Origin of the sequence: Streptomyces sp. NPDC002130, assembly GCF_040296465.1 — a bacterium.
GTDB lineage: Bacteria > Actinomycetota > Actinomycetes > Streptomycetales > Streptomycetaceae > Streptomyces.
Genome location: NZ_JBEOXI010000039.1, coordinates 26,827 through 44,695, shown reverse-complemented (window position 1 = coordinate 44,695; position 17,869 = coordinate 26,827). Strand labels below are relative to the sequence as shown.

General features: G+C 71.5%; 17 protein-coding genes. 11 read left to right on the top strand and 6 right to left on the bottom strand.

The window, feature by feature from the left end; genetic code table 11:
* Nucleotides 1-143: 143 nt before the first annotated feature.
* From ABT116_RS10395 to lgoX, 4 genes are all read right to left on the bottom strand, one after another.
* On the bottom strand, nt 144-1,637 hold the full coding sequence (locus tag ABT116_RS10395) for a tripartite tricarboxylate transporter permease (protein ID WP_351630579.1): 1,494 nt from the start codon (nt 1,635-1,637) through the stop codon (nt 144-146).
* Nucleotide 1,638: 1 nt separating this feature from the next.
* Complete coding sequence (locus ABT116_RS10390) at nt 1,639-2,178, bottom strand: tripartite tricarboxylate transporter TctB family protein (RefSeq protein ID WP_351630577.1); 540 nt, start codon at nt 2,176-2,178, stop codon at nt 1,639-1,641.
* Complete coding sequence (locus ABT116_RS10385; protein ID WP_351630584.1) at nt 2,175-3,158, bottom strand: Bug family tripartite tricarboxylate transporter substrate binding protein; 984 nt, start codon at nt 3,156-3,158, stop codon at nt 2,175-2,177. The genes ABT116_RS10390 and ABT116_RS10385 overlap by 4 nt, the downstream gene beginning before the upstream one ends.
* A 215-nt stretch (nt 3,159-3,373) precedes the next feature.
* Entirely contained in the window at nt 3,374-5,386 is a 2,013-nt protein-coding gene (gene lgoX, locus ABT116_RS10380; RefSeq protein ID WP_351630575.1) for an L-glutamate oxidase LgoX, read from the bottom strand.
* Nucleotides 5,387-5,674: 288 nt separating this feature from the next.
* On the opposite strand from lgoX, the gene ABT116_RS10375 reads away from it, so the two are divergent.
* The 3 genes from ABT116_RS10375 (at nt 5,675) to ABT116_RS10365 (ending at nt 8,463) form a co-directional block, all read left to right on the top strand.
* The gene (locus ABT116_RS10375; RefSeq protein WP_351630573.1) at nt 5,675-7,573 is read left to right on the top strand and encodes a CASTOR/POLLUX-related putative ion channel; all 1,899 of its coding nucleotides are present in this window, start codon (nt 5,675-5,677) and stop codon (nt 7,571-7,573) included.
* 130 nt (nt 7,574-7,703) lie between these two features.
* The gene (locus tag ABT116_RS10370; protein WP_184567467.1) at nt 7,704-7,874 is read left to right on the top strand and encodes a DUF5670 family protein; all 171 of its coding nucleotides are present in this window, start codon (nt 7,704-7,706) and stop codon (nt 7,872-7,874) included.
* Between the two features lie 97 nt (nt 7,875-7,971).
* Nucleotides 7,972-8,463 carry a hemerythrin domain-containing protein gene (locus tag ABT116_RS10365; RefSeq protein WP_351630568.1) on the top strand — a complete coding sequence of 164 codons (492 nt, stop codon included), beginning with the start codon at nt 7,972-7,974 and terminating at the stop codon, nt 8,461-8,463.
* Nucleotides 8,464-8,557: 94 nt separating this feature from the next.
* Here the strand turns inward: ABT116_RS10365 and ABT116_RS10360 are convergent, their stop codons facing one another.
* Complete coding sequence (locus ABT116_RS10360; protein WP_351630566.1) at nt 8,558-9,451, bottom strand: DUF4436 family protein; 894 nt, start codon at nt 9,449-9,451, stop codon at nt 8,558-8,560.
* A gap of 429 nt (nt 9,452-9,880) precedes the next feature.
* Between ABT116_RS10360 and ABT116_RS10355 the strand changes: the two genes are divergently transcribed.
* The 8 genes from ABT116_RS10355 (at nt 9,881) to ABT116_RS10320 (ending at nt 16,974) form a co-directional block, all read left to right on the top strand.
* Entirely contained in the window at nt 9,881-10,996 is a 1,116-nt protein-coding gene (locus tag ABT116_RS10355) for a Gfo/Idh/MocA family protein (RefSeq protein WP_351630564.1), read from the top strand.
* A complete protein-coding gene (locus ABT116_RS10350; RefSeq protein WP_351630562.1) occupies nt 10,993-11,916 on the top strand; it encodes a DUF6807 domain-containing protein in 924 nt (307 codons plus the stop codon). Before ABT116_RS10355 ends, ABT116_RS10350 begins: the two co-directional genes overlap by 4 nt.
* Nucleotides 11,910-12,674: a cupin domain-containing protein gene (locus tag ABT116_RS10345; RefSeq protein WP_351630559.1), complete on the top strand. Its 765-nt coding sequence runs from the start codon at nt 11,910-11,912 to the stop codon at nt 12,672-12,674. Before ABT116_RS10350 ends, ABT116_RS10345 begins: the two co-directional genes overlap by 7 nt.
* Nucleotides 12,675-12,730: 56 nt before the next feature.
* Nucleotides 12,731-14,014: an ABC transporter substrate-binding protein gene (locus ABT116_RS10340; RefSeq protein ID WP_351630556.1), complete on the top strand. Its 1,284-nt coding sequence runs from the start codon at nt 12,731-12,733 to the stop codon at nt 14,012-14,014.
* The gene (locus tag ABT116_RS10335; protein WP_351630555.1) at nt 14,011-14,949 is read left to right on the top strand and encodes a carbohydrate ABC transporter permease; all 939 of its coding nucleotides are present in this window, start codon (nt 14,011-14,013) and stop codon (nt 14,947-14,949) included. Before ABT116_RS10340 ends, ABT116_RS10335 begins: the two co-directional genes overlap by 4 nt.
* Nucleotides 14,946-15,806, top strand: coding sequence for a carbohydrate ABC transporter permease (locus tag ABT116_RS10330; RefSeq protein ID WP_351630552.1), 861 nt, complete (start codon nt 14,946-14,948; stop codon nt 15,804-15,806). The genes ABT116_RS10335 and ABT116_RS10330 overlap by 4 nt, the downstream gene beginning before the upstream one ends.
* Nucleotides 15,807-15,811: 5 nt before the next feature.
* Nucleotides 15,812-16,405 (top strand): hypothetical protein, encoded by a 594-nt coding sequence (locus tag ABT116_RS10325; RefSeq protein ID WP_351630550.1) that lies wholly within the window; start codon nt 15,812-15,814, stop codon nt 16,403-16,405.
* 116 nt (nt 16,406-16,521) lie between these two features.
* Nucleotides 16,522-16,974 carry a phospholipase gene (locus ABT116_RS10320; RefSeq protein WP_351630548.1) on the top strand — a complete coding sequence of 151 codons (453 nt, stop codon included), beginning with the start codon at nt 16,522-16,524 and terminating at the stop codon, nt 16,972-16,974.
* A 62-nt stretch (nt 16,975-17,036) separates the two neighbouring features.
* On the opposite strand, the gene ABT116_RS10315 is transcribed toward ABT116_RS10320, so the two are convergent.
* On the bottom strand, nt 17,037-17,738 hold the full coding sequence (locus ABT116_RS10315; protein ID WP_351630545.1) for a phosphatase PAP2 family protein: 702 nt from the start codon (nt 17,736-17,738) through the stop codon (nt 17,037-17,039).
* Between the last annotated feature and the right edge of the window lie 131 nt (nt 17,739-17,869).

The window sequence follows — 17,869 nt, the reverse complement described above, 5'->3', positions numbered from 1 at the left end:
TGGGGAGTTGTGCTTGGCCTGGTTCTCGGCAAGCTCCTCGGCATCGGAGCAGCCACATACATCGCTGTCCGACTCGGAGCGGGCCGATTTCCGGATCCGCCGCCCTCACGGCCCCCGGCAACGGGCGCCCTGAGGGCCGGATCTCAGGCCTCGGCGCTGCTGCGTGTCACCGCTTTCCGCAGGAGCGGCCACACCAGCAGCAGCACGATCACCGCGTACACGGTCACCGCGAACGGCGTGTTGACCAGACCCGTGACACTGCCGTCACTGATCTGCAGGGCGCGCCGCAACTGCTGCTCGGCGTTCGGGCCGAGGATGACGCCGATCACGGCGGGCAGCACGGGCAGCCCGTAGCGGCGCATGCCGAAACCGATCAGGCCGATGATCAGCAGGATCACCAGGTCGATCACCTCGCCGCCGACGGCGTACGCGCCGACCGCCGCGAAGAACATGATCCCGGCGTACAGGTACGGCCGCGGGATGCGCAGCAGCTTCGCCCACACCGGCGCCAGCGGCAGATTGAGCGCGAGCAGCAGCACCATGCCGACGAACAGGGAGGCGATCAGGCCCCACACCAGGTCGGGCTCGCGCTCGAAGAGGAGCGGGCCCGGCTGGATGCCGTACTGCTGGAAGGCGGCCAGCATCACGGCCGCGACCGCCGTGGTCGGCAGGCCCAGGGTCAGCATCGACACCAGGGTGCCCGCCGCCGAGGCCGACGCCGCCGACTCCGGGCCCGCGACGCCCTCGATGGCGCCCTTGCCCCACTCGTCCTTGTGCTTCGACAGGCGCTTCTCCGTCACGTACGACAGGAAGGTCGGGATCTCCGCGCCGCCCGCCGGGATCGCTCCGAACGGGAAGCCGATGAACGGGCCGCGCAGCCACGACTTCCAGGTCCGGCTCACATCCCCGCGCCCCAGCCAGGGACGCCCCACCGGAATCGGCTCGGGCGGCCTGCGCCGCAGGTGCGCCGCCACCCACAGGGCCTCGCCGATCGCGAAGAGCCCGACCGCGACGATCACCACGTCGATGCCATCGGCCAGTTGCAGCGAGCCGAACGTCAGGCGCTGCTGGCCCGTCATCTGGTCCAGGCCCACCAGGCCCAGGGTGAGGCCGATCAGCAGGGAGGCGAGACCGCGGATGCGTGACGAGCCCAGCACCGAGGTCACCGCGATGAATGCCAGCACCATGATGGCGAAGTAGTCCGGCGCGCCGATGTCGACGGCGAGTTTCGCGACCGTCGGCGCGAGCGCCACCAGCAGCAGCGTGCCGATCAGGCCGCCCGCGAAGTGTCCGACGGCGGCCGCCGCCAGGGCCTGGGCGCCGCGCCCGGACTTGGCCATGGGGTTGCCCTCCATGGCCGCCACCACCGCCGCGCTCTCACCGGGCGTGTTGAGCAGGATGGAGGTGGTCGAACCGCCGAACATCGCGCCGTAGTAGATGCCCGCGAACATGATGAACGCGCCGATCGGGTCGAGCCCGTACGTCACCGGCAGCAGCAGTGCCACCGCCATGGCCGGGCCGATGCCCGGCAGCACGCCGATCGCCGTGCCGAGCAGCACACCGATCACGGCCCACAGGAGGTTGACCGGCGTGAGGGCCGTACCGAAGCCGTCCAGAAGGGAGTTGAAGGCATCCATGTCACAGCACTCCCATCAGCGGACCACCGGGCAGGGGCACTCCGAGCAGATTGTTGAAGACGGTGTAGGTGACGAGGGAGAGCCCGGCCGCGATGAGCGGATCGCGGTCGATCCTGCGGCTGCCCAGCGCGAAGGCCGCACCCCAGAAGAGCAGCGCGCCCGCGATGGGGAAGCCGAGCGGTTCGATCAGCACGGCCGCGCCGAGGAACACCCCGGCGAGCAGCAGCACGGTGCGCCAGTCGGCGGGCTCGGACAGGTCGATGTCCTCACCGCCCTCGGCCTGGCCCCGGCCGCCCCGCAGCACGTCCAGGGCGAGCAGGGCGGCGATGACCAGCAGGCCGGCGCCGACCACGATCGGCACGGTCTTCGGGCCGACCGGGCCGCGCTGGGCGATGTCGACGTCCATGGTGAGCGCGTCGGTCAGGACGAGGACGCCCAGTGCCAGCAGCAGGACGCACACGCCGAGTTCGGAGTGCTCCCGCAGCCATGAGCGCCGCTCGCCACCGGTCTCGGCGGGGGGAATGTCGGTCTGCGTCGTCACAGTCCCAGCTCCTTCAGCACCGAAACCACGCGCTTGTCCTCGGCGTCGAGGAACGCGCCGAACTTCTCGCCGGTGAGGAAGGCGTCGTCCCAGCCGTTCTGCTCCAGGGACCCCCGCCACTCGTCCGAGTCATGCAGCTCCTCGACGAGCTTCACGAGCTTGTCGCGCTCCCCGTCGTTCAGGCCGGGCGGGGCGACGATGCCGCGCCAGTTGGTGAAGTTCACGTCGTAGCCCGCCTCCTTCAGCGTGGGCGCGTCGAGCCCGCCGACGCGCTTCGGGCCGGTGACCGCGAGGAGGCGCAGCTCGCCCGCCTTGATCTGGTCCAGGTACTCGCCGACCCCGGAGACCCCGAAGGCGACCTTGTTGCCGAGGATCGAGGCGAGCAGTTCGCCGCCGCCGTCGAAGGGGATGTAGTTGACCTGCTTCGGGGGGATCCCGGCGGCCCGGGCCATCAGCATCGGCGCGAGGTGGTCGGGCCCGCCGGGCGACGAGCCGCCGCCCACCGGGAGCTTGCCGGGGTTCTCCTTCCAGGCGCCGATCAGGTCGTCGATCGTCTTGTACGGCGAGTCCTTCGCCACGACCACCACGTCCTGCTCCTCGGTGAGCCGGGCGATCGGCGTGGTGTCCTGGAGCGTCTTCGGCGCGTCGTTGGAGCGGACGGCGCCCACGACTCCGAGGCCCATGGACATGGCGAGCTTGCCGTTGCCGTGCTCGCTCACCAGCCGGCTCAGGCCCACCGTGCCGCCGGCGCCGGGCAGGTTGAACACCTCGATGTTGTGGGTGAGTCCGGCGTCCTCGGCGTTCTTCGCGGCCGTGCGGGCCGTGATGTCGTAGCCGCCGCCGGGCGTGTTGGGGACCATGAAACGCAGGCCGGGGATCTGTGTGCCGGTCTCGGAGCCGCTGCCGGTGGTCAGCAGCGGCGGTCCGACGAGCACGAGCACGGCGGCCCCGAGCAGGGCGAGGGGAGTGCGCAGGCGCACGAGTGCCACCACCTGTCGGTACGTCGATGCGGGTAGGGATACGCCCTGTGGGGGAGGGTGACGTGGGCCACATGGTGCCCGGGCTCCGGCGGGCTGTCTGCCTTCCGGAAGCAACGGAGGTTTTGGTCATTGCGGTCGCAGGAAGCGCCGCCACGTGCGAGCCGAACGCACGAGGGGCCCCGGCGCGTGCAGCGCCGGGGCCCCTCGATCAACGGTCACTGATCCGTGTGGACCTCCAGGGCGGTCCGCACGGCCGACTCCAGGGCCCCCTCGATCCACGCCGGTTTGACGGACGTGTGGTCCCCGGCGAAGTGCAGCGGCCCCTCACGCTCGGGGATGACGGGCAACAGCTCCGTGTGCTGCCCGGGCAGCAGCACCGACGCCTCCCCGTAGGCGTACGGGTCGCGCAGCCAGCTCTGGGTACGCCCGGCGCCGGTGTAGAACACCTCGATGCGCCGGCCGTAGACCTGCTGGAGACCGCACAGCGCGTGCGGATACCGCGCCTCGTCGTCCAGGGAGTCCCAGCGCAGGGCGTCGTCGGCCCAGCTGTAGGACGCCAGGACCACACCCCCCGCGCTGCCCGGGACCGGGTGGGACGGGTTGAACATGAAGCGGTTGGCGTTGTCCGACACCGAGCCGCCACCCACGACACCGGCCGCCTCAGGCTGGTCGCGGCCGATCGCGCGGTTCGCTGCGTAGTGGGTGCGCTGAGCCTGCGTGATGTGCCCGCCGGGCACCGAGGGGTGCGCGCCGAGCAGACTTCCGTCCGCGGGGGCCTTGCCGGTGCGGTAGGCGTCGTACAGGCCCGGGTCGACGGCGTTCAGCTCGCGCTTCCAGTCGTCCTCGTCGAACTGCCACCATCGGCGGCTGAACTCGAGCAGCACCTTGGTCGCGCTGTCGTAGTGCAGCTCGCAGACCGCGCGGCGCTTGCGGTAGGACAGGGGCGGGTCGATCTGCACATGGCGCAGCCCGGAGAACGGCACCGTGACCACGGCGACGTCGGCGGTGAACTGCTCGCGCACGACCGGGCCGTCGCGCCCCTCGGACACGGTGTCCACCCACACGTGCGGGCCCTTGCTCCGCACGTGCCCGCCGTCCGGGGACGGCCGGTCGGGGTGGTGGTACTGGATGCGCGTCACCCGGCGGTCGAACCGCACCTCCTTGCGCACGCGTTCGAGCAGGGCGTCCGGCAGTACGGCCGTGCCGCCCTCCAGCTCGTAGAAGGGCGTGTCGGGGCTGATGAGGGAAGAGCCGATGAAGCTGTGGATGAAGGACAGCGGGAGGCGTGAGGTGAGGTTTTCGAGGGTGCCGATCAGGTCGACGGTCCGTTCGTCGAGCCCCGCGTGCTCGGTGAGGAAGCGGAACATCGACCAGTCGCCGAACCGCTTCACCACCCGCGCCCAGCCCCGCAGCCGCTCCGGCAGCGGTTTGTCGACCCGCTTGCCGTCCCGGCCGACATAGCTGAACTCGTCGCGCACGGGGTCCAGCGCGGCACGCAGGATCGCCGCGGCGGGGGTGTCCCAGTGGGCCTTCGGGACACCGAAGGACCGGTTCACGCGCCGGGGAGAGCGGGCGTAGTCGGCGCGCCGCACGCGGATGCCGTTGACGTGGATCCAGGTGCGCGCGGCGGGACGTCCCTCCTCGTCGACGTCGACGTAGTGGAAGCGCCGCTTCTTCAGATCGAACCGGTCGATGAGTTCCATCACCAGCGGATGGCTGCCGGGGATGCGCATCGCGCCCGCCTCGGCGTACTGGCCGGGATCCGCGAAGGGCTGTCCGGCCCCTTCGTGGCCGCCCTTGCGGAAGGTCTTGATGCGGCCGCCCGCCCGGTTGCCGTTGGCTTCCAGGACGGTCACCCGGTGGCCCGCCTCCTTCAGCAGCCAGGCGGCCACCAGCCCGGACGGGCCGGCGCCGATGACGAGGACGTCCTTGGGACGGGTCCGTCGCGCCGGCAGTCCGTCTTTCAGGACGCGCCGGTAGCGCGGGACGAGGGGGCGGTCGTCGGAATCCAGGACGAGCAGGGCACGGGCGACGGCGAGGCACCTGTCGGAGTCGGCGCCGCGGCTGCGGTCGGGAGCGGCCGGGGCGAGCGGCGAGGCCGGCGCGGGCAGGGCCGTGGCGGTACCACCGGCCAGGGCCGTCGCGACCGTGGCCGTGCCGGCCACCGCCGCGAACTCCCGCCGGGAGAAACCACCGTCAGAGCGCACCACCGCGTGATCATCAGTCATGGCGATCTTTGTAACGGCGGACGTGACGGGCCGCCGCCGTTCGCCCGGGCGTTGCCCCTAAGGAGCGAATCAGGGGCAAAACCCTCACGCCACGGCGGACCCGCCCCCCACGGCATGCCGGGCGAACCCGAAGGAATGAATGCGCGGCGAACCGCGTCCGCCGCCGGGAACGAGCCTCCACACTGCCACTGCGTATCCACAACCGTGCTCTCCGGCCGTCCCGCCCGGCGCACCGCGCACGCGGCGCCGGCCGGCCGCACGAGAGCCCGGGACGACGGAGGGGGAAGGGTGGCGCAGCGGCGCACCGTGTGGGGTGAGCGGGTCCGTTACTGGTTCGACAGCACGCTGGCCCGCGGTGCCTCCGCCCTGGTCGGCTGGATGGCGCTGCTGTGTCTGGCCGTCGTCGTCCCGGCCAGCGCGCTTGTGGTGTGGACCGACCCGCACGCGCCGGAGTCCCTGCCGGACCGGCTGGCACAGGTGTGGCGCCTCACGGGGGAGACCCTGCGGCTGGGCGGGGCGACCGGCACGCCGCTGCGCGTGACGATGTCGGTGCTGCTCGCCCTGGTCGCGCTGCTGTACGTTTCGACGCTGGTCGGCCTGATCACGACGGCGCTCACGGAGCGGCTCACCGCGTTGCGGCGGGGCCGGTCGACCGTGCTCGAACAAGGGCACGTCGTGGTCCTGGGCTGGTCGGAGCAGGTGTTCACGGTCGTCGGCGAGCTGGTGGCCGCCAACGCCAACCAGCGGCACGCGGCGGTGGCGGTGCTGGCCGACCGCGACAAGACCGCGATGGAGGAGGCACTCGCCACGAAGGTGGGGCCCGTCGGCCGGACGCGGCTGATCTGCCGCAGCGGCCCCACCACCGACCCGGCCGTGCTCACCCTGACCAGTCCGGCGACGGCCGGTGTCGTGCTGGTCCTGCCCCGCGACGAGCCCGACGCCGATGCCGAGGTCGTCAAGACGCTGCTGGCGCTGCGGGCGGCCCTGGCCGGGGTGAAGAACCGCCCGCCCGTCGTCGCCGCCGTCCGGGACGACCGCTACCGGCTGGCCGCCGGCCTCGCCGCCGGCCCGGGCGGTGTCGTCCTGGAGAGCGACACCGTCACGGCCCGGCTGATCGTCCAGGCCGCCCGGCGCCCCGGGCTCTCCCTCGTCCACCAGGAGCTGCTCGACTTCGCCGGCGACGAGTTCTACCTGGTCGGCGAGGAGTCCCTGACGGGCCGCCCGTTCGGCGACGCGCTGCTGTCCTATCCGACGTCCAGCGTCGTCGGATTGATGCGCGGCGACACCCCGCTGCTCAACCCGCCGCCGCAGACGACCGTCGCCGCGGACGATCTGCTCATCGTCGTCTCCCGCGACGACGACACGGCCTGGCCGGGGGAGTGCGGGCAGTGGGTCGAGAAGGCGGCGATGGCCTCCGGGCCCGCGACGCCCGCGCGGCCGGAGCGGGTCCTGCTGCTCGGCTGGAACCGCCGGGCGCCGCTCATGGTCGAGCAGCTGCGCCGCCGTGCCCGGCCCGGGTCGGTCGTCGACGTGGTCGCGGACGGCGGCGAAGCGACGGTCCGGCAGGTGCGCGAGTCCGGAGCGCCCGACGGCACCGGCCTGGCCCTCACCCTCCACCCGGGCGACGTCACCCGCCCGGAGACCCTCCGGCGTCTGGACGTGCCCTCCTACGACAGCGTGATCGTCGTGGGCGAGGACCCAGCTCCCGGACAGCCCCCGGACCAACCCGACAACCGCACGCTCGTCACCCTGCTGTTGCTACGACAGCTGGAAGAACTCTCCGGGCGTGAACTCCCCGTCGTCACCGAGCTGGTGGACGACCGCAACCGGGCGCTGGCACCCCTCGGGCCCGGAGCCGACGTGATCATCAGCGGCAAGCTCATCGGCCTGCTCATGGCACAGATCTCCCAGAACCGGCACCTCGCGGCGGTCTTCGAGGAGCTGTTCTCCGCCGACGGCACCGGCATCCGCCTGCGGCCGGCCGGCGACTACGTGCTGCCCGGGTGCGAGACGGCCTTCGCCACCGTTGTGGCCGCGGCACGCGGGCGCGGCGAATGCGCCATCGGCTACCGCAGCCACGACGACGCCTCCACGAGTCCGGGTTACGGCGTGCGGGTCAACCCGCCCAAGTCCGAGCGCCGCCGCTGGACGGCCGCCGACGAGGTGATCGTCGTGGGGACGGACTGAGAGGGACGTTCCCTTTGCCTTCGCCAGGCACAAGCGATTCACGTGCCCGTGATCCTTGTGAAGAAACATGAAAATTCGACTGTGTGTTCGTCTATGTGCAGGGCACCAGAGGGAGCGGAGGTTGATAACTATGGTTCCCCTGCTTCTTGTTCTGCTGCTGGCCCTGGTCCTGTTCGGTGCGGGCTTCGCACTGAAGGCCCTGTGGTGGATCGCGGTGATCGTGCTGGTCCTGTGGCTGCTCGGCTTCGTGCTGCGTACCGCGGACAGTGGTGGCCGTAAGGGCCGCTGGTACCGCTGGTAGACCGATAGAGCGGTAGCGCGTCGGTGGCGAGCACATCGTCAGGAATGGGGTAGACGAAAGTGACCCGAAGCTCTCCCAGGAAAGGCGTTCCATTTCCATGGCCGACACGAAAGACGTCGTAGAACTCATTCTCCAGGACCACCGGCGCATGGAAGACCTCTTCCGTCGGATGCGGAGCGTCGAGGACGACCGGGCGGGTGCGCTGCGCGAGTTCGCGGACCTGCTGATCGCGCACGCGCAGGCCGAGGAGGCCAAGGTCTACCCGGCGCTCAAGCGGTACAAGAACATCGATGACGAAGAGGTCGAGCACGGCGAGCACGAGCACGACGAGGGCAACGAGGCCCTCCTGGAGCTCCTCGAGGTCGAGGAGGTCGGCTCCGAGGAGTGGGACTCGAAGCTCGAGGAGCTGGTCGAGGCCGTCACCCACCACGCCGACGAGGAGGAGCGCACCATCCTCAACGGTGCGCGGGAGAACGTGGCGATGGAGCGGCGCGAGGAACTCGGTCTGGCGTTCTGGCAGGAGCGTGAGCGCCAACTGAAGGCCGGGTGCGGTTCCGTGGAGAACGTGCGCAAGATCGTCGAGTCCTGACTCGGCCGGGCCGGCCCTGATGGTCACCGCTCGCGGGCGGTGACCATCAGGGCCGGTTCGCTTGTCGCGGTCCGGAAGGGGCGTGGTGGCAGTCCTAAGCGGAACGCTCGTCACCTGCGCGGAGAGCGGAGCGGATGCCGGCCGTGACCACGACGATCAGGCACAGGGCGATGATGGTCTCGGCCCAGAAGAAGGCGAACCAGTCCATCACGCAGCCGATCGGCGGTGCGCCGGGGGCGGTGTTGCGGAACGCGGCGAGCGCGAACAGCGTGGCGGCCATCCACGCGAGGGCCGGCCAGACCAGGCCCTGTCTGCGGGTCGTCAGAAACCAGGCTCCGAGGAGCACGGACGTCGCCAGCGCCCACATCACGACCATCATGAAGACCGCGAAGACGAGCAGGCTGCCCGACCGGGACAGCTTCAGCCCCAGGACGGCCTCCTGCCCCTGCCCCGGAGGTGGGGGTGTCACGGCGATGGAGAAGAGGGTGTCGTTGTTGGAGAAGAGCATCCGCACCGGCACCGGCTCGCCACCCAGCACCGCCCAGAACTCGATGTCGGTGTCATAGGTGTCGAACGGGTAGTCGCTGATCGACCCACCCGTGAGCGCGACCTGCACGTCCTTGGGCGCGAGCCGCTCGTGCGCCTCGAACGCCAGGTCACCGAGGGTCGCCACGGATGTCTGGAGGCGGAGACCGGCCACCGGGGCGGTCCCCTCCTCCTCGCCGAGAGCCCCGCGCGGGCGGACCCGCACCCGCAGGACGAGTTCTCTGGCCGCGGCGTCGACGCTCTGGGCGGTGACCTCCACGTCCACCCGGTCTGCGGCTCCGGATCCGACCGTGTGCACCGTGTCCTTCGCCTGCCGTTCGGTGAACTGCAGCCACGACCCCACGGACACCGCCACCAGGATGAGGACCGCCAGGGGAAGCAGGACGAGCAGGACGGACGTCCCGGAGCGGCGTGGGCCGGGCGACTGTGCGGGCGCGGCCATGGTGACTCCGACGAGGTGGGCGGGGCAACGGGCGTCCCGCCCGGCACCGGGAGCGGACCCTTCGCCCGTGCGGTCTGTGGGGGCGTGTCGGTCCGCCCTCCGGCACGGCGGACCGCGAAGTCACTCTTCGATCACAGACACACACTGTAGGTGCTGAGCGGTTCGGCCCCGCCCCACGAACCGCCGCACTGCCCAGCCGCCCGAGCCTCCCGCGCGCGCCGCGCAGTCGATGTGCGGGGAGAGGAGGAATACCGTTTCCATGGCGGTGGACGACAACCCGTATCTCCGCCCCGAGCTGGGACGATGCTCGGGCAGACCTTGTGCAGGTCGCGACAGGGGGGTTGTCCAGACATTCTCTCGCGCCTAGGGTCCCTTTCGAGTGCAAGCGCTTTCCAAGCGCCTGTCCGTTGGTTGCCCGAGGAGCGCCTCATGTCCTTGTCCCCCACCCGCCGCCGCGTGGCCGTCGTCGGCACCGGAGCCATCGTCAGCGGCAGTCACCTGCCCGCGCTGCGGGCCCACTCCGACCGGGTGGAACTGGTGGCCGCCGTCGACGTGGACCAGGAGCGCCTCGACGCCTTCCGCGAGCTGGCCGGTGAGCAGGTCGCCGGGTACACCTCGGTGGACGCGATGCTGGACGCCGTACGCCCCGACCTGGTCCTCATCGGCACGCCGCCCTCGCTGCACCGCGAGCAGACGGTGGCCGCGCTGAAGGCCGGCGCCTGGGTGCTGTGCGAGAAGCCGCTCACCCTGTCGCTCGCCGAGTACGACGAGATCGCCGCCGCCGAGGAGGCCTCCGGCGGGTACGCGTCGGTCGTGTTCCAGCACCGCTACGGATCCGGCGCCGTGCACGCCCGCGAACTGATCACCAGCGGCGAGCTGGGAGCCCCGCTGGTGGCGCACTGCCAGACCACCTGGCACCGGGACGCGGCGTACTACGCGGTGCCATGGCGCGGGAAGTGGGCCAGCGAGGGCGGCGGTCCGACCATGGGCCACGGCATCCACCAGTACGACCTGCTGCTGCACCTGCTCGGCGAGTGGGAGGAGATCCGGGCCATGGCCGCACGGCTGGTCCACGACACCGAGAGCGAGGACGTGTCCACCGCCCTGGTGCGTTTCCGCAGCGGCGCCCTCGCCACCGTCGTCAACAGCGTTCTCTCCCCGGACGAGGTGAGCCGCATCCGCATCGACTGCGCCGACGCCACGGTCGAACTCACGCACCTGTACGGCCACAGCAACGACAGCTGGGCCTACACCCCGGCCCCGCACGTCGCCTCCGAGCGGGCCACCGCCTGGCGCACCCCCGCGAGCGACGTGCCCAGCTCCCACACCGCCCAGCTGGGCACGCTCCTCGACGCCTACGACACCGGCACCCGGCCACCGGGCAGCGGCCACGACGCCCGCGCCACCCTCGAGTTCGCCGCCGCCCTGTACAAGGCGGCGTTCACCGGCCGCTCGGTGCACGCGGGGGAGATCGGCCCCGGCGACCCCTTCTACGAGGCCATGCACGGCGAGTATCCCGACTGGGCCCCCAAGGAGCGCGCATGACCATCCGCGTCACCCACACGCACGGCGAGGACATCGCCGTCACCGCAGGCGGCACGGAGATCCTCCGCTACGTCTACCGCCCCGACCCGGACCCCTTCGAGTCCCGCAAGCCCTACGCCCACCCCGTGCGCACCCTCTCGGGCCGCACCGTCACCGGCTACCGCCCGAACGACCACCGCTGGCACAAGGGCCTGCAGATGACGGCGAGCCATCTGTCCGGCCAGAACTTCTGGGGCGGCAACTGCTACGTCCACGGCCAGGGTTACCTCCCCCTGCCCGAGCGCGTCGGGTCGATGCGGCACGACGGCTTCGCGGACTTCACCGTCGAGGACGACCGCCTCGCCTTCACCGAGAACCTCACCTGGATCGAGAACGGCGGCGAGGAGTGGGCGCGCGAGGTGCGCGGACTGACCGTCCACGCGGTGGACGAGGAGGCCGGATCCTGGGCCCTGGACTGGTCGATCCGCCTCACCAACACCCGCTCCGAGCCCCTGGTCTTCGGCTCTCCGACCACCGCGGGCCGTGAGATGGCCGGCTACACCGGACTCCAGTGGCGCGGCCCGCGCGACTTCACCGGCGGCACGGTCTTCGCCCCGGACACCGACGCCGACGCGGGCAAGCTGATGGGCACCCAGGGCCCCTGGCTCGCCTTCACCACAGAGCACGACGAGGTCGACGGCCACTCGACCCTGGTCTTCGCGCACGCGCCCGAGAACCTCGACGGGACGTCCCCCATCCACGAGTCTCACTGGTTCGTCCGCTCCGAGCCCTTCCCGACGGTCGCGTTCTCCTGGGCGTTCTTCGAGGAGTTCGAGTTGCCGCCGGGCGAGTCCTTCGGATACCGGTACCGCATCGTCGTCGCCGACGGCGCCTGGGACCGTGACCGGGTCGGCACCCATCTGGAGGGCCTGCCGTGGTGAGCGAACCCGAGCCGACGGGGCTTGCGCACCCGCTGCCCGGCGCGATCGGCCTGTCCCACCTCAGCGCCTACGACTGGGAGGCCGCCGACGGCGTCTGCGGCGGCAGCCCGCACCTGCACCTGGTGTGCACGGAGGCGTACGTCGTCACCGGCGGCCGGGGCGCGGTCCAGACACTGAGCCCGGACGGCTACCGGGACATCCCCCTGGAAGCGGGCTCGATCGCCTGGTTCACGCCGGGCACCGTGCACCGCATGGTGCAGGGCGGCGATCTGCGCATCACCGTGCTGATGCAGAACAGCGGCCTGCCCGAGGCCGGGGACGCCGTGTTCACCTTCCCGCCCGAGGTGCTCGCCGACCCCGACCGGTACGCCGCAGCGGCCGCGCTGCCGCCCGGCGCGGGACCGGAGACGGCCGCGGCCGCCCGGCGCCGCAGGGACCTCGCCGTCGAGGGCTACCTCGTGCTGCGCGAGGCCCTCGTCGCCGGCGACAACGGCCCCTACCTGGAGTTCCAGCGGGCCGCCGCCCGGATCGTGCGCGACAAGGTGCCCACCTGGCAGGCCTTGTGGCGGGAGGGCGCCCTGGCCACCGCGGAACGCACCGGCGCCCAGCTCGACGCCCTCGCCGCGGGCGATCCCGCCTACCTCGGCGGGGCCACGGCCCACGAGGCCGCGCCCACCCGGCTCGGCGGCTTCGGCATGTGCGGCCGGCGCGACGAGTACACGCTGCCCGGCACCACGCTGCCGTACCAGGGGGAATAGCAGCAGGGAATTGAGGGGGGCTCAACCGAAACTCCGTCGAGAGGAGTGACCTCGGCATGCCCGGACACAGGACAAAGGGGTTCTGCGCGTCGGCCGCCGCACTGGCACTGTGTGCCGTGCTGGCGGGCTGCGGAGGATCCGGCGAGTCCGCGGGCGGCGGCAAGGTCGTGCTGCGCTACACGTGGTGGGGCAACCCCGACCGCGCGGAACGCACCGAGCAGGCCGTCGCGCTGTTCGAGAAACAGCACCCGGACATCGACGTGGCGACGTCGTTCTCCGGCTACGACGCCTACAAGCAGAAGCTCGCCACCCAGGCCGCCGGCGGTGACGCCCCGGACGTGATGCAGCTGGACTACCGCCAGATCGACCAGTACGCCTCCGGCGGGGTCCTGCTCGACCTGGCGAAACAGAAGTCCGTCCTGCGCACCTCCGAGATCGACCCGGGTCTGCTCGCCACCGGCCGCGTCGACGACGTCCAGTACGCGATCCCGCAGGGCCGCGGCACCGAGACCGTCGCCTACGACGTCCGGACGTGGAAGAAGTCGGGCGTCCCCCTGCCCGGCGAGAGCTGGACCTGGAGCCAGTGGGCCGACACCATGCGGGCCCTCGCGAAGAAGACCGGCAAGCCCGGGGCGACCGACCCCGGCCAGAGCGAGGACGCCTTCGAGGTCTGGCTGCGCGGCCGGGGCAAGGCCCTCTACACCGAGGACGGCGGACTGGGCTTCACCGCCGGCGACCTCACACGCTGGTGGACCTTCACCGACCGGCTGCGCCGCGAGGGCGCCGTCTCGCCCGCCGAGCAGACCACCCAGCTCGACGGCTCCGTCGAGAACACCCCGCTGGGGCGCGGCACGGCCGTCACCGACGCCAACTGGGACGCCCCGGCCAGCGGTTTCCTCGCCCTCGTACCCACGGGCGTCGCCCTCGCACCCATGCCGACAGGAGAGGACGGCACGCCCGGCCAGTACTTCAAGCCGTCGATGTTCCTCGGCGTCTCGGCGAACACCGGCCATCCCGAGGAGGCGGCCCAGCTCGTCGACTTCCTGATCAACGACCGGCAGGCCGCGAAGATCCTCGGCGCGAGCCGCGGCATCCCCGTCAACGAGACCGTCCGCGACGAGATCGGCCCGCAGCTCAAGGACTTCGACAAGACCATCGCCGCCTTCCAGGCGTCCCTGGAGGGCAAGCTCAAGGATCCGCCCCAGGCGCCGCCCTCGGGCGACAACGCCCTGCAGAGCACCTTCCAGCGCGACTACGACCAGGTGTCCTACGCGCGCATGTCGCCCCGCGAGGCGGCAGAGAACTACGTCACCGAGGCGAAGGCGGAGCTGAGGTCATGACCACCACCGCATACCCGCCGGAGGCGAGGCGCGCCCCGGCCGCCGCCCCGAAGCGCCGCCCCAGGCGTGAGCGCGAGGGCGCCGCCTGGGTGTTCCTCTCGCCCTGGGTGCTCGGCGCGATCGTCCTGACACTGCTGCCGATGGCCGTGTCGCTGTACCTGTCGTTCACCGACTACGACCTGTTCAACCCGCCCAAGTGGGTGGGCCTGCGCAACTACGTGCAGATGTTCACCGAGGATCCCCGCTACTGGCGTTCGGTCGTGACGACCCTGACGTACGTCGTCATCGCCGTACCCCTGCAACTCGCCCTCGCCCTCGCCGTGGCCCTCGCCCTGAAGGGCATGAAGCGCGGCAAGGGCTTCTACCGCTCCGCCTTCTACGCCCCGTCCCTGCTCGGCGCTTCGATGTCCATCGCGCTGGTCTGGCGGGCGGTCTTCAACGACGGCGGCACCGTGGACAACCTGCTCGGCACCGGTGGCTGGGTCAACAAGCCCGGCTGGTCCCTGCTGGCCGTGGCCCTGCTGACGGTGTGGCAGTTCGGCGCGCCGATGGTCATCTTCCTCGCCGGGCTCCAGCAGATCCCGGCCGAGCTGTACGAGGCGGCGGCGTGCGACGGGGCCTCGAAGGGGCGGCAGTTCCTGTCGGTCACCGTGCCGATGCTGTCGCCGGTGATCTTCTTCAACCTGGTCCTCCAGACCATCCAGGCCTTCCAGGTGTTCACGCCCGCCTTCGCGGTCAGCGCCGGCAAGGGCGGACCGGCCGACTCGACGCTCGTCTACACCATGTACCTCTACGACCGCGGCTTCGTCGCCTCCCACATGGGCTACGCCTCCGCCATGGCCTGGGCGCTGCTCCTCGTGATCGGTGTCGTCACGGCGGTGCTGTTCCGCACTTCACGCTCCTGGGTCTTCTACGCCTCCGAGGGGGACCGGTGACCTCAACGACCCTTGCTCACAAGCCCGTGCGGTGGGGCCGCGTCGCCGTGCACGCGGGCTGCCTGGCCGCGCTGCTGGTCATGCTCTACCCGCTGGCGTGGCTGCTGGCCACCTCGCTCAAGCCCGCCGACGAGGTCATCGCGAGCCTCAACCTGTTGCCCAGCCGCCTGGAGTGGTCGAACTACGCCACGGCCCTCGACGGCGTCAACGACGTCTCGATCTGGCGGCTGCTCGGCAACTCCCTGCTGATCGCGGGCGGCGCGGTCCTCGGCAACGTCATCAGCTGCTCGCTCGCCGCCTACGCCTTCGCGCGGCTCAGGTTCCGCTTCCGCGGGCCGCTGTTCGCGTTCATGATCGCCACGATCATGCTGCCGCACCACGCGGTGCTGATCCCGCAGTACATCATCTTCAACCAGCTCGGTCTGGTGAACACCTACTGGCCGCTGATCCTGCCGAAGTTCCTCGCCACCGAGGCGTTCTTCGTCTTCCTCATCGTGCAGTTCATGCGCAGCCTGCCGCGCGAGCTGGAGGAGGCGGCCCGGATCGACGGCTGCGGGCCCTTCCGCAGCTTCTTCCAGGTCGTGCTGCCGCTCACCCGGCCGGCCCTGATCACCACCGCCATCTTCACCTTCATCTGGACCTGGAACGACTTCTTCACCCAGCTCATCTACCTCTTCGATCCGGACAAGTTCACCCTCACCCTGGCGCTTCGCTCCTTCGTGGACGCCTCCAGCACCTCCGCGTTCGGCCCGATGTTCGCCCTGTCGGTGATCGCGCTGCTGCCGATCGTGCTGTTCTTCCTCGCCTTCCAGCGGTTCCTGGTGGAGGGCATGGCGAGCTCCGGACTGAAGGGGTGAGCGAGATGGCCACGAGGGACACGGGCGAGGTGTTCGGCCCGCGCATGACCCTGTTCGCCGACGTGCTGAGCGTCGGACTCGCCACGGCGGCGGCCTGCCTGCCCCTGGTCACGGTCCCGGCCGCGCTGTCGACGGCGTGCGCCGTGCTGCGGGGGGCGGGACTGGACCGACCCGTCACGGCGGGGCGGTACTTCGCCCTGCTGCGGCGGCGGTCGCGCGTCGGCGACCTGGCGGCGGGGGGCGTCGCCCTGGCGGGTCTGCTGCTGTTCGCCGCCGACCTCGCGCTGGCAGGCGCCGGACTGCCGGGGGCTCCGCTGTTCGCTGTGGCCGCCGCGGCGATCGGCGGATGCGCGGTGGTGGTCGGGCTGCGCGCCTGCGGGCGTCCGGAGTCGCTCACCGACTGGCGTGCGGCGGTGCGCGGGGCCGGCCGGGACGCCGTGGCGGACGTGGGCGGCAGCGGCCTGGTGCTGTTCGCCATGGCGACCGCAGCGCTGTGCGCCTGGATGCTGCTGCCGCTGGCCTTCCTCGCCCCCGGACCGCTGGCTCTGGCGCTCACCGCCGTCGACGTCCGCCGGTCCGCTGCCGTTCCCCTCCAATAACCCGAAATTCAGGAGCCATTGGGGCACATCAGGTGTGAGCACCGGGACGAGGTGGTCATCCTTTTGTCATGGACCTGCGGCTCGATGGGCGAGTCGCAGCCTCATGGAGGTGTGGGATGCACCGAAGACTCGCAACCGGTCTTGCCACTTCGACCCTGGCCCTCGTCACCGTCGTCGGAGCCGCCACGAGCGCGAGCGCCGCTCCCGCCGACAAGCCGCAGGTACTCGCGAACTGGACGCAGACCAGCGCGTCCAGCTACAGCTCCTGGGCCGCCGCCCGGGCCGACCAGGCCGCCTGGGCGGCGTACTCCTTCGACTGGTCGACCGACTACTGCTCCTCCTCGCCGGACAACCCGTTCGGCTTCCCCTTCTCGATGTCCTGCGCCCGCCATGACTTCGGCTACCGCAACTACAAGGCCGCGGGCACCTTCAGCGCCAACAAGTCCCGGCTCGACAGCGCCTTCTACGAGGACCTCAAGAGGGTCTGCGCGGCCTACAGCGGCGGCACGAAGACCTCGTGCACCAGCACGGCCTGGACGTACTACCAGGCCGTGAAGGCCTTCGGCTGACGGTCCGTCACCGCGAGGACACCGGGCGGCGGGGTGTGTCCCCGCGCCCGGCCCGCCGCCGCTCACCGGCGCAGGGCGCCGGCGATGCCGAGCCGCGGCCACGAACGGGCCGCCGCCAGGAGGGCCTGGGCCCTCGCGGACGGGGTGGCCGCTGCCGCCGCCAGGGCCGCTGCCGCGCTCGCGATGCCGAGGACCGCGCCCGCCGCCACGTCGCCCGGGTAGTGCACGCCCGTATGGACGCGGGAGTAGCCGACGGCGCTCGCCAGCGCGCCGAGCGGTACCGCCGCGGGCGGCAGGACCACGCCGACGGCGGTGGCGAAGGCGACCGCCGACGCCGTGTGCCCGGACGGGAACGAGGCGGAGGTCGGCATCTTGACGTGCCGGTCCACCGTCACCCTGGCCGCCTCCCGGTCCGGCCGCGCCCGGCGCACCAGGCGCTTGCCGAGCAGGTTGGCGGAGGCCGAAGCCACGGCGATCGCGCCGACGCCGGCGAGGGCGGCCTTGCGCGGTCGCTTCCCGGCCAGGGCCAGGCCGGCGGCGATGGCGAACGAGATCTTGGAGTGGTCGGCCGCGTGCGACAGGTGCCGCAGCGTCCGGTCCAGGGTCGGCGTGGGGGTGGCGGCCACCGCCGCGTACAGGGCGCCGTCCACGGCCCTGAGATCGCCGAACACGGCGCCCAGGAGCCGGCCGGGTCGGCTCGCGAAGTCCCGGGTGTGCTGAAGCGGACGGGGGGCGTCCGCGTCTGTGGTCGTCGGATCGGTCATGTGCTTCTCCCCGCAGTGGCCTTCCCCAGCAAGGTACCGGCTCACGCCCGGCGCACGCTCGGCGCCCCTGCGAGCCGGTACCTCCCGAGTGCCCAGACGGCGGACGACCACCCCGGTGAGCCGGAACACTG

Excerpts from the sequence above, each read along its gene's own strand:
- ABT116_RS10395 (WP_351630579.1), bottom strand. The coding sequence starts at position 1,637 with ATGGATGCCTTCAACTCCCTTCTGGACGGCTTCGGTACGGCCCTCACG.
- lgoX (WP_351630575.1), bottom strand. The coding sequence starts at position 5,386 with ATGACTGATGATCACGCGGTGGTGCGCTCTGACGGTGGTTTCTCCCGG.
- ABT116_RS10370 (WP_184567467.1), top strand. The coding sequence starts at position 7,704 with ATGGTTCCCCTGCTTCTTGTTCTGCTGCTGGCCCTGGTCCTGTTCGGT.
- ABT116_RS10365 (WP_351630568.1), top strand. The coding sequence starts at position 7,972 with ATGGCCGACACGAAAGACGTCGTAGAACTCATTCTCCAGGACCACCGG.
- ABT116_RS10360 (WP_351630566.1), bottom strand. The coding sequence starts at position 9,451 with ATGGCCGCGCCCGCACAGTCGCCCGGCCCACGCCGCTCCGGGACGTCC.
- ABT116_RS10355 (WP_351630564.1), top strand. The coding sequence starts at position 9,881 with ATGTCCTTGTCCCCCACCCGCCGCCGCGTGGCCGTCGTCGGCACCGGA.
- ABT116_RS10350 (WP_351630562.1), top strand. The coding sequence starts at position 10,993 with ATGACCATCCGCGTCACCCACACGCACGGCGAGGACATCGCCGTCACC.
- ABT116_RS10340 (WP_351630556.1), top strand. The coding sequence starts at position 12,731 with ATGCCCGGACACAGGACAAAGGGGTTCTGCGCGTCGGCCGCCGCACTG.
- ABT116_RS10335 (WP_351630555.1), top strand. The coding sequence starts at position 14,011 with ATGACCACCACCGCATACCCGCCGGAGGCGAGGCGCGCCCCGGCCGCC.
- ABT116_RS10325 (WP_351630550.1), top strand. The coding sequence starts at position 15,812 with ATGGCCACGAGGGACACGGGCGAGGTGTTCGGCCCGCGCATGACCCTG.
- ABT116_RS10320 (WP_351630548.1), top strand. The coding sequence starts at position 16,522 with ATGCACCGAAGACTCGCAACCGGTCTTGCCACTTCGACCCTGGCCCTC.
- ABT116_RS10315 (WP_351630545.1), bottom strand. The coding sequence starts at position 17,738 with ATGACCGATCCGACGACCACAGACGCGGACGCCCCCCGTCCGCTTCAG.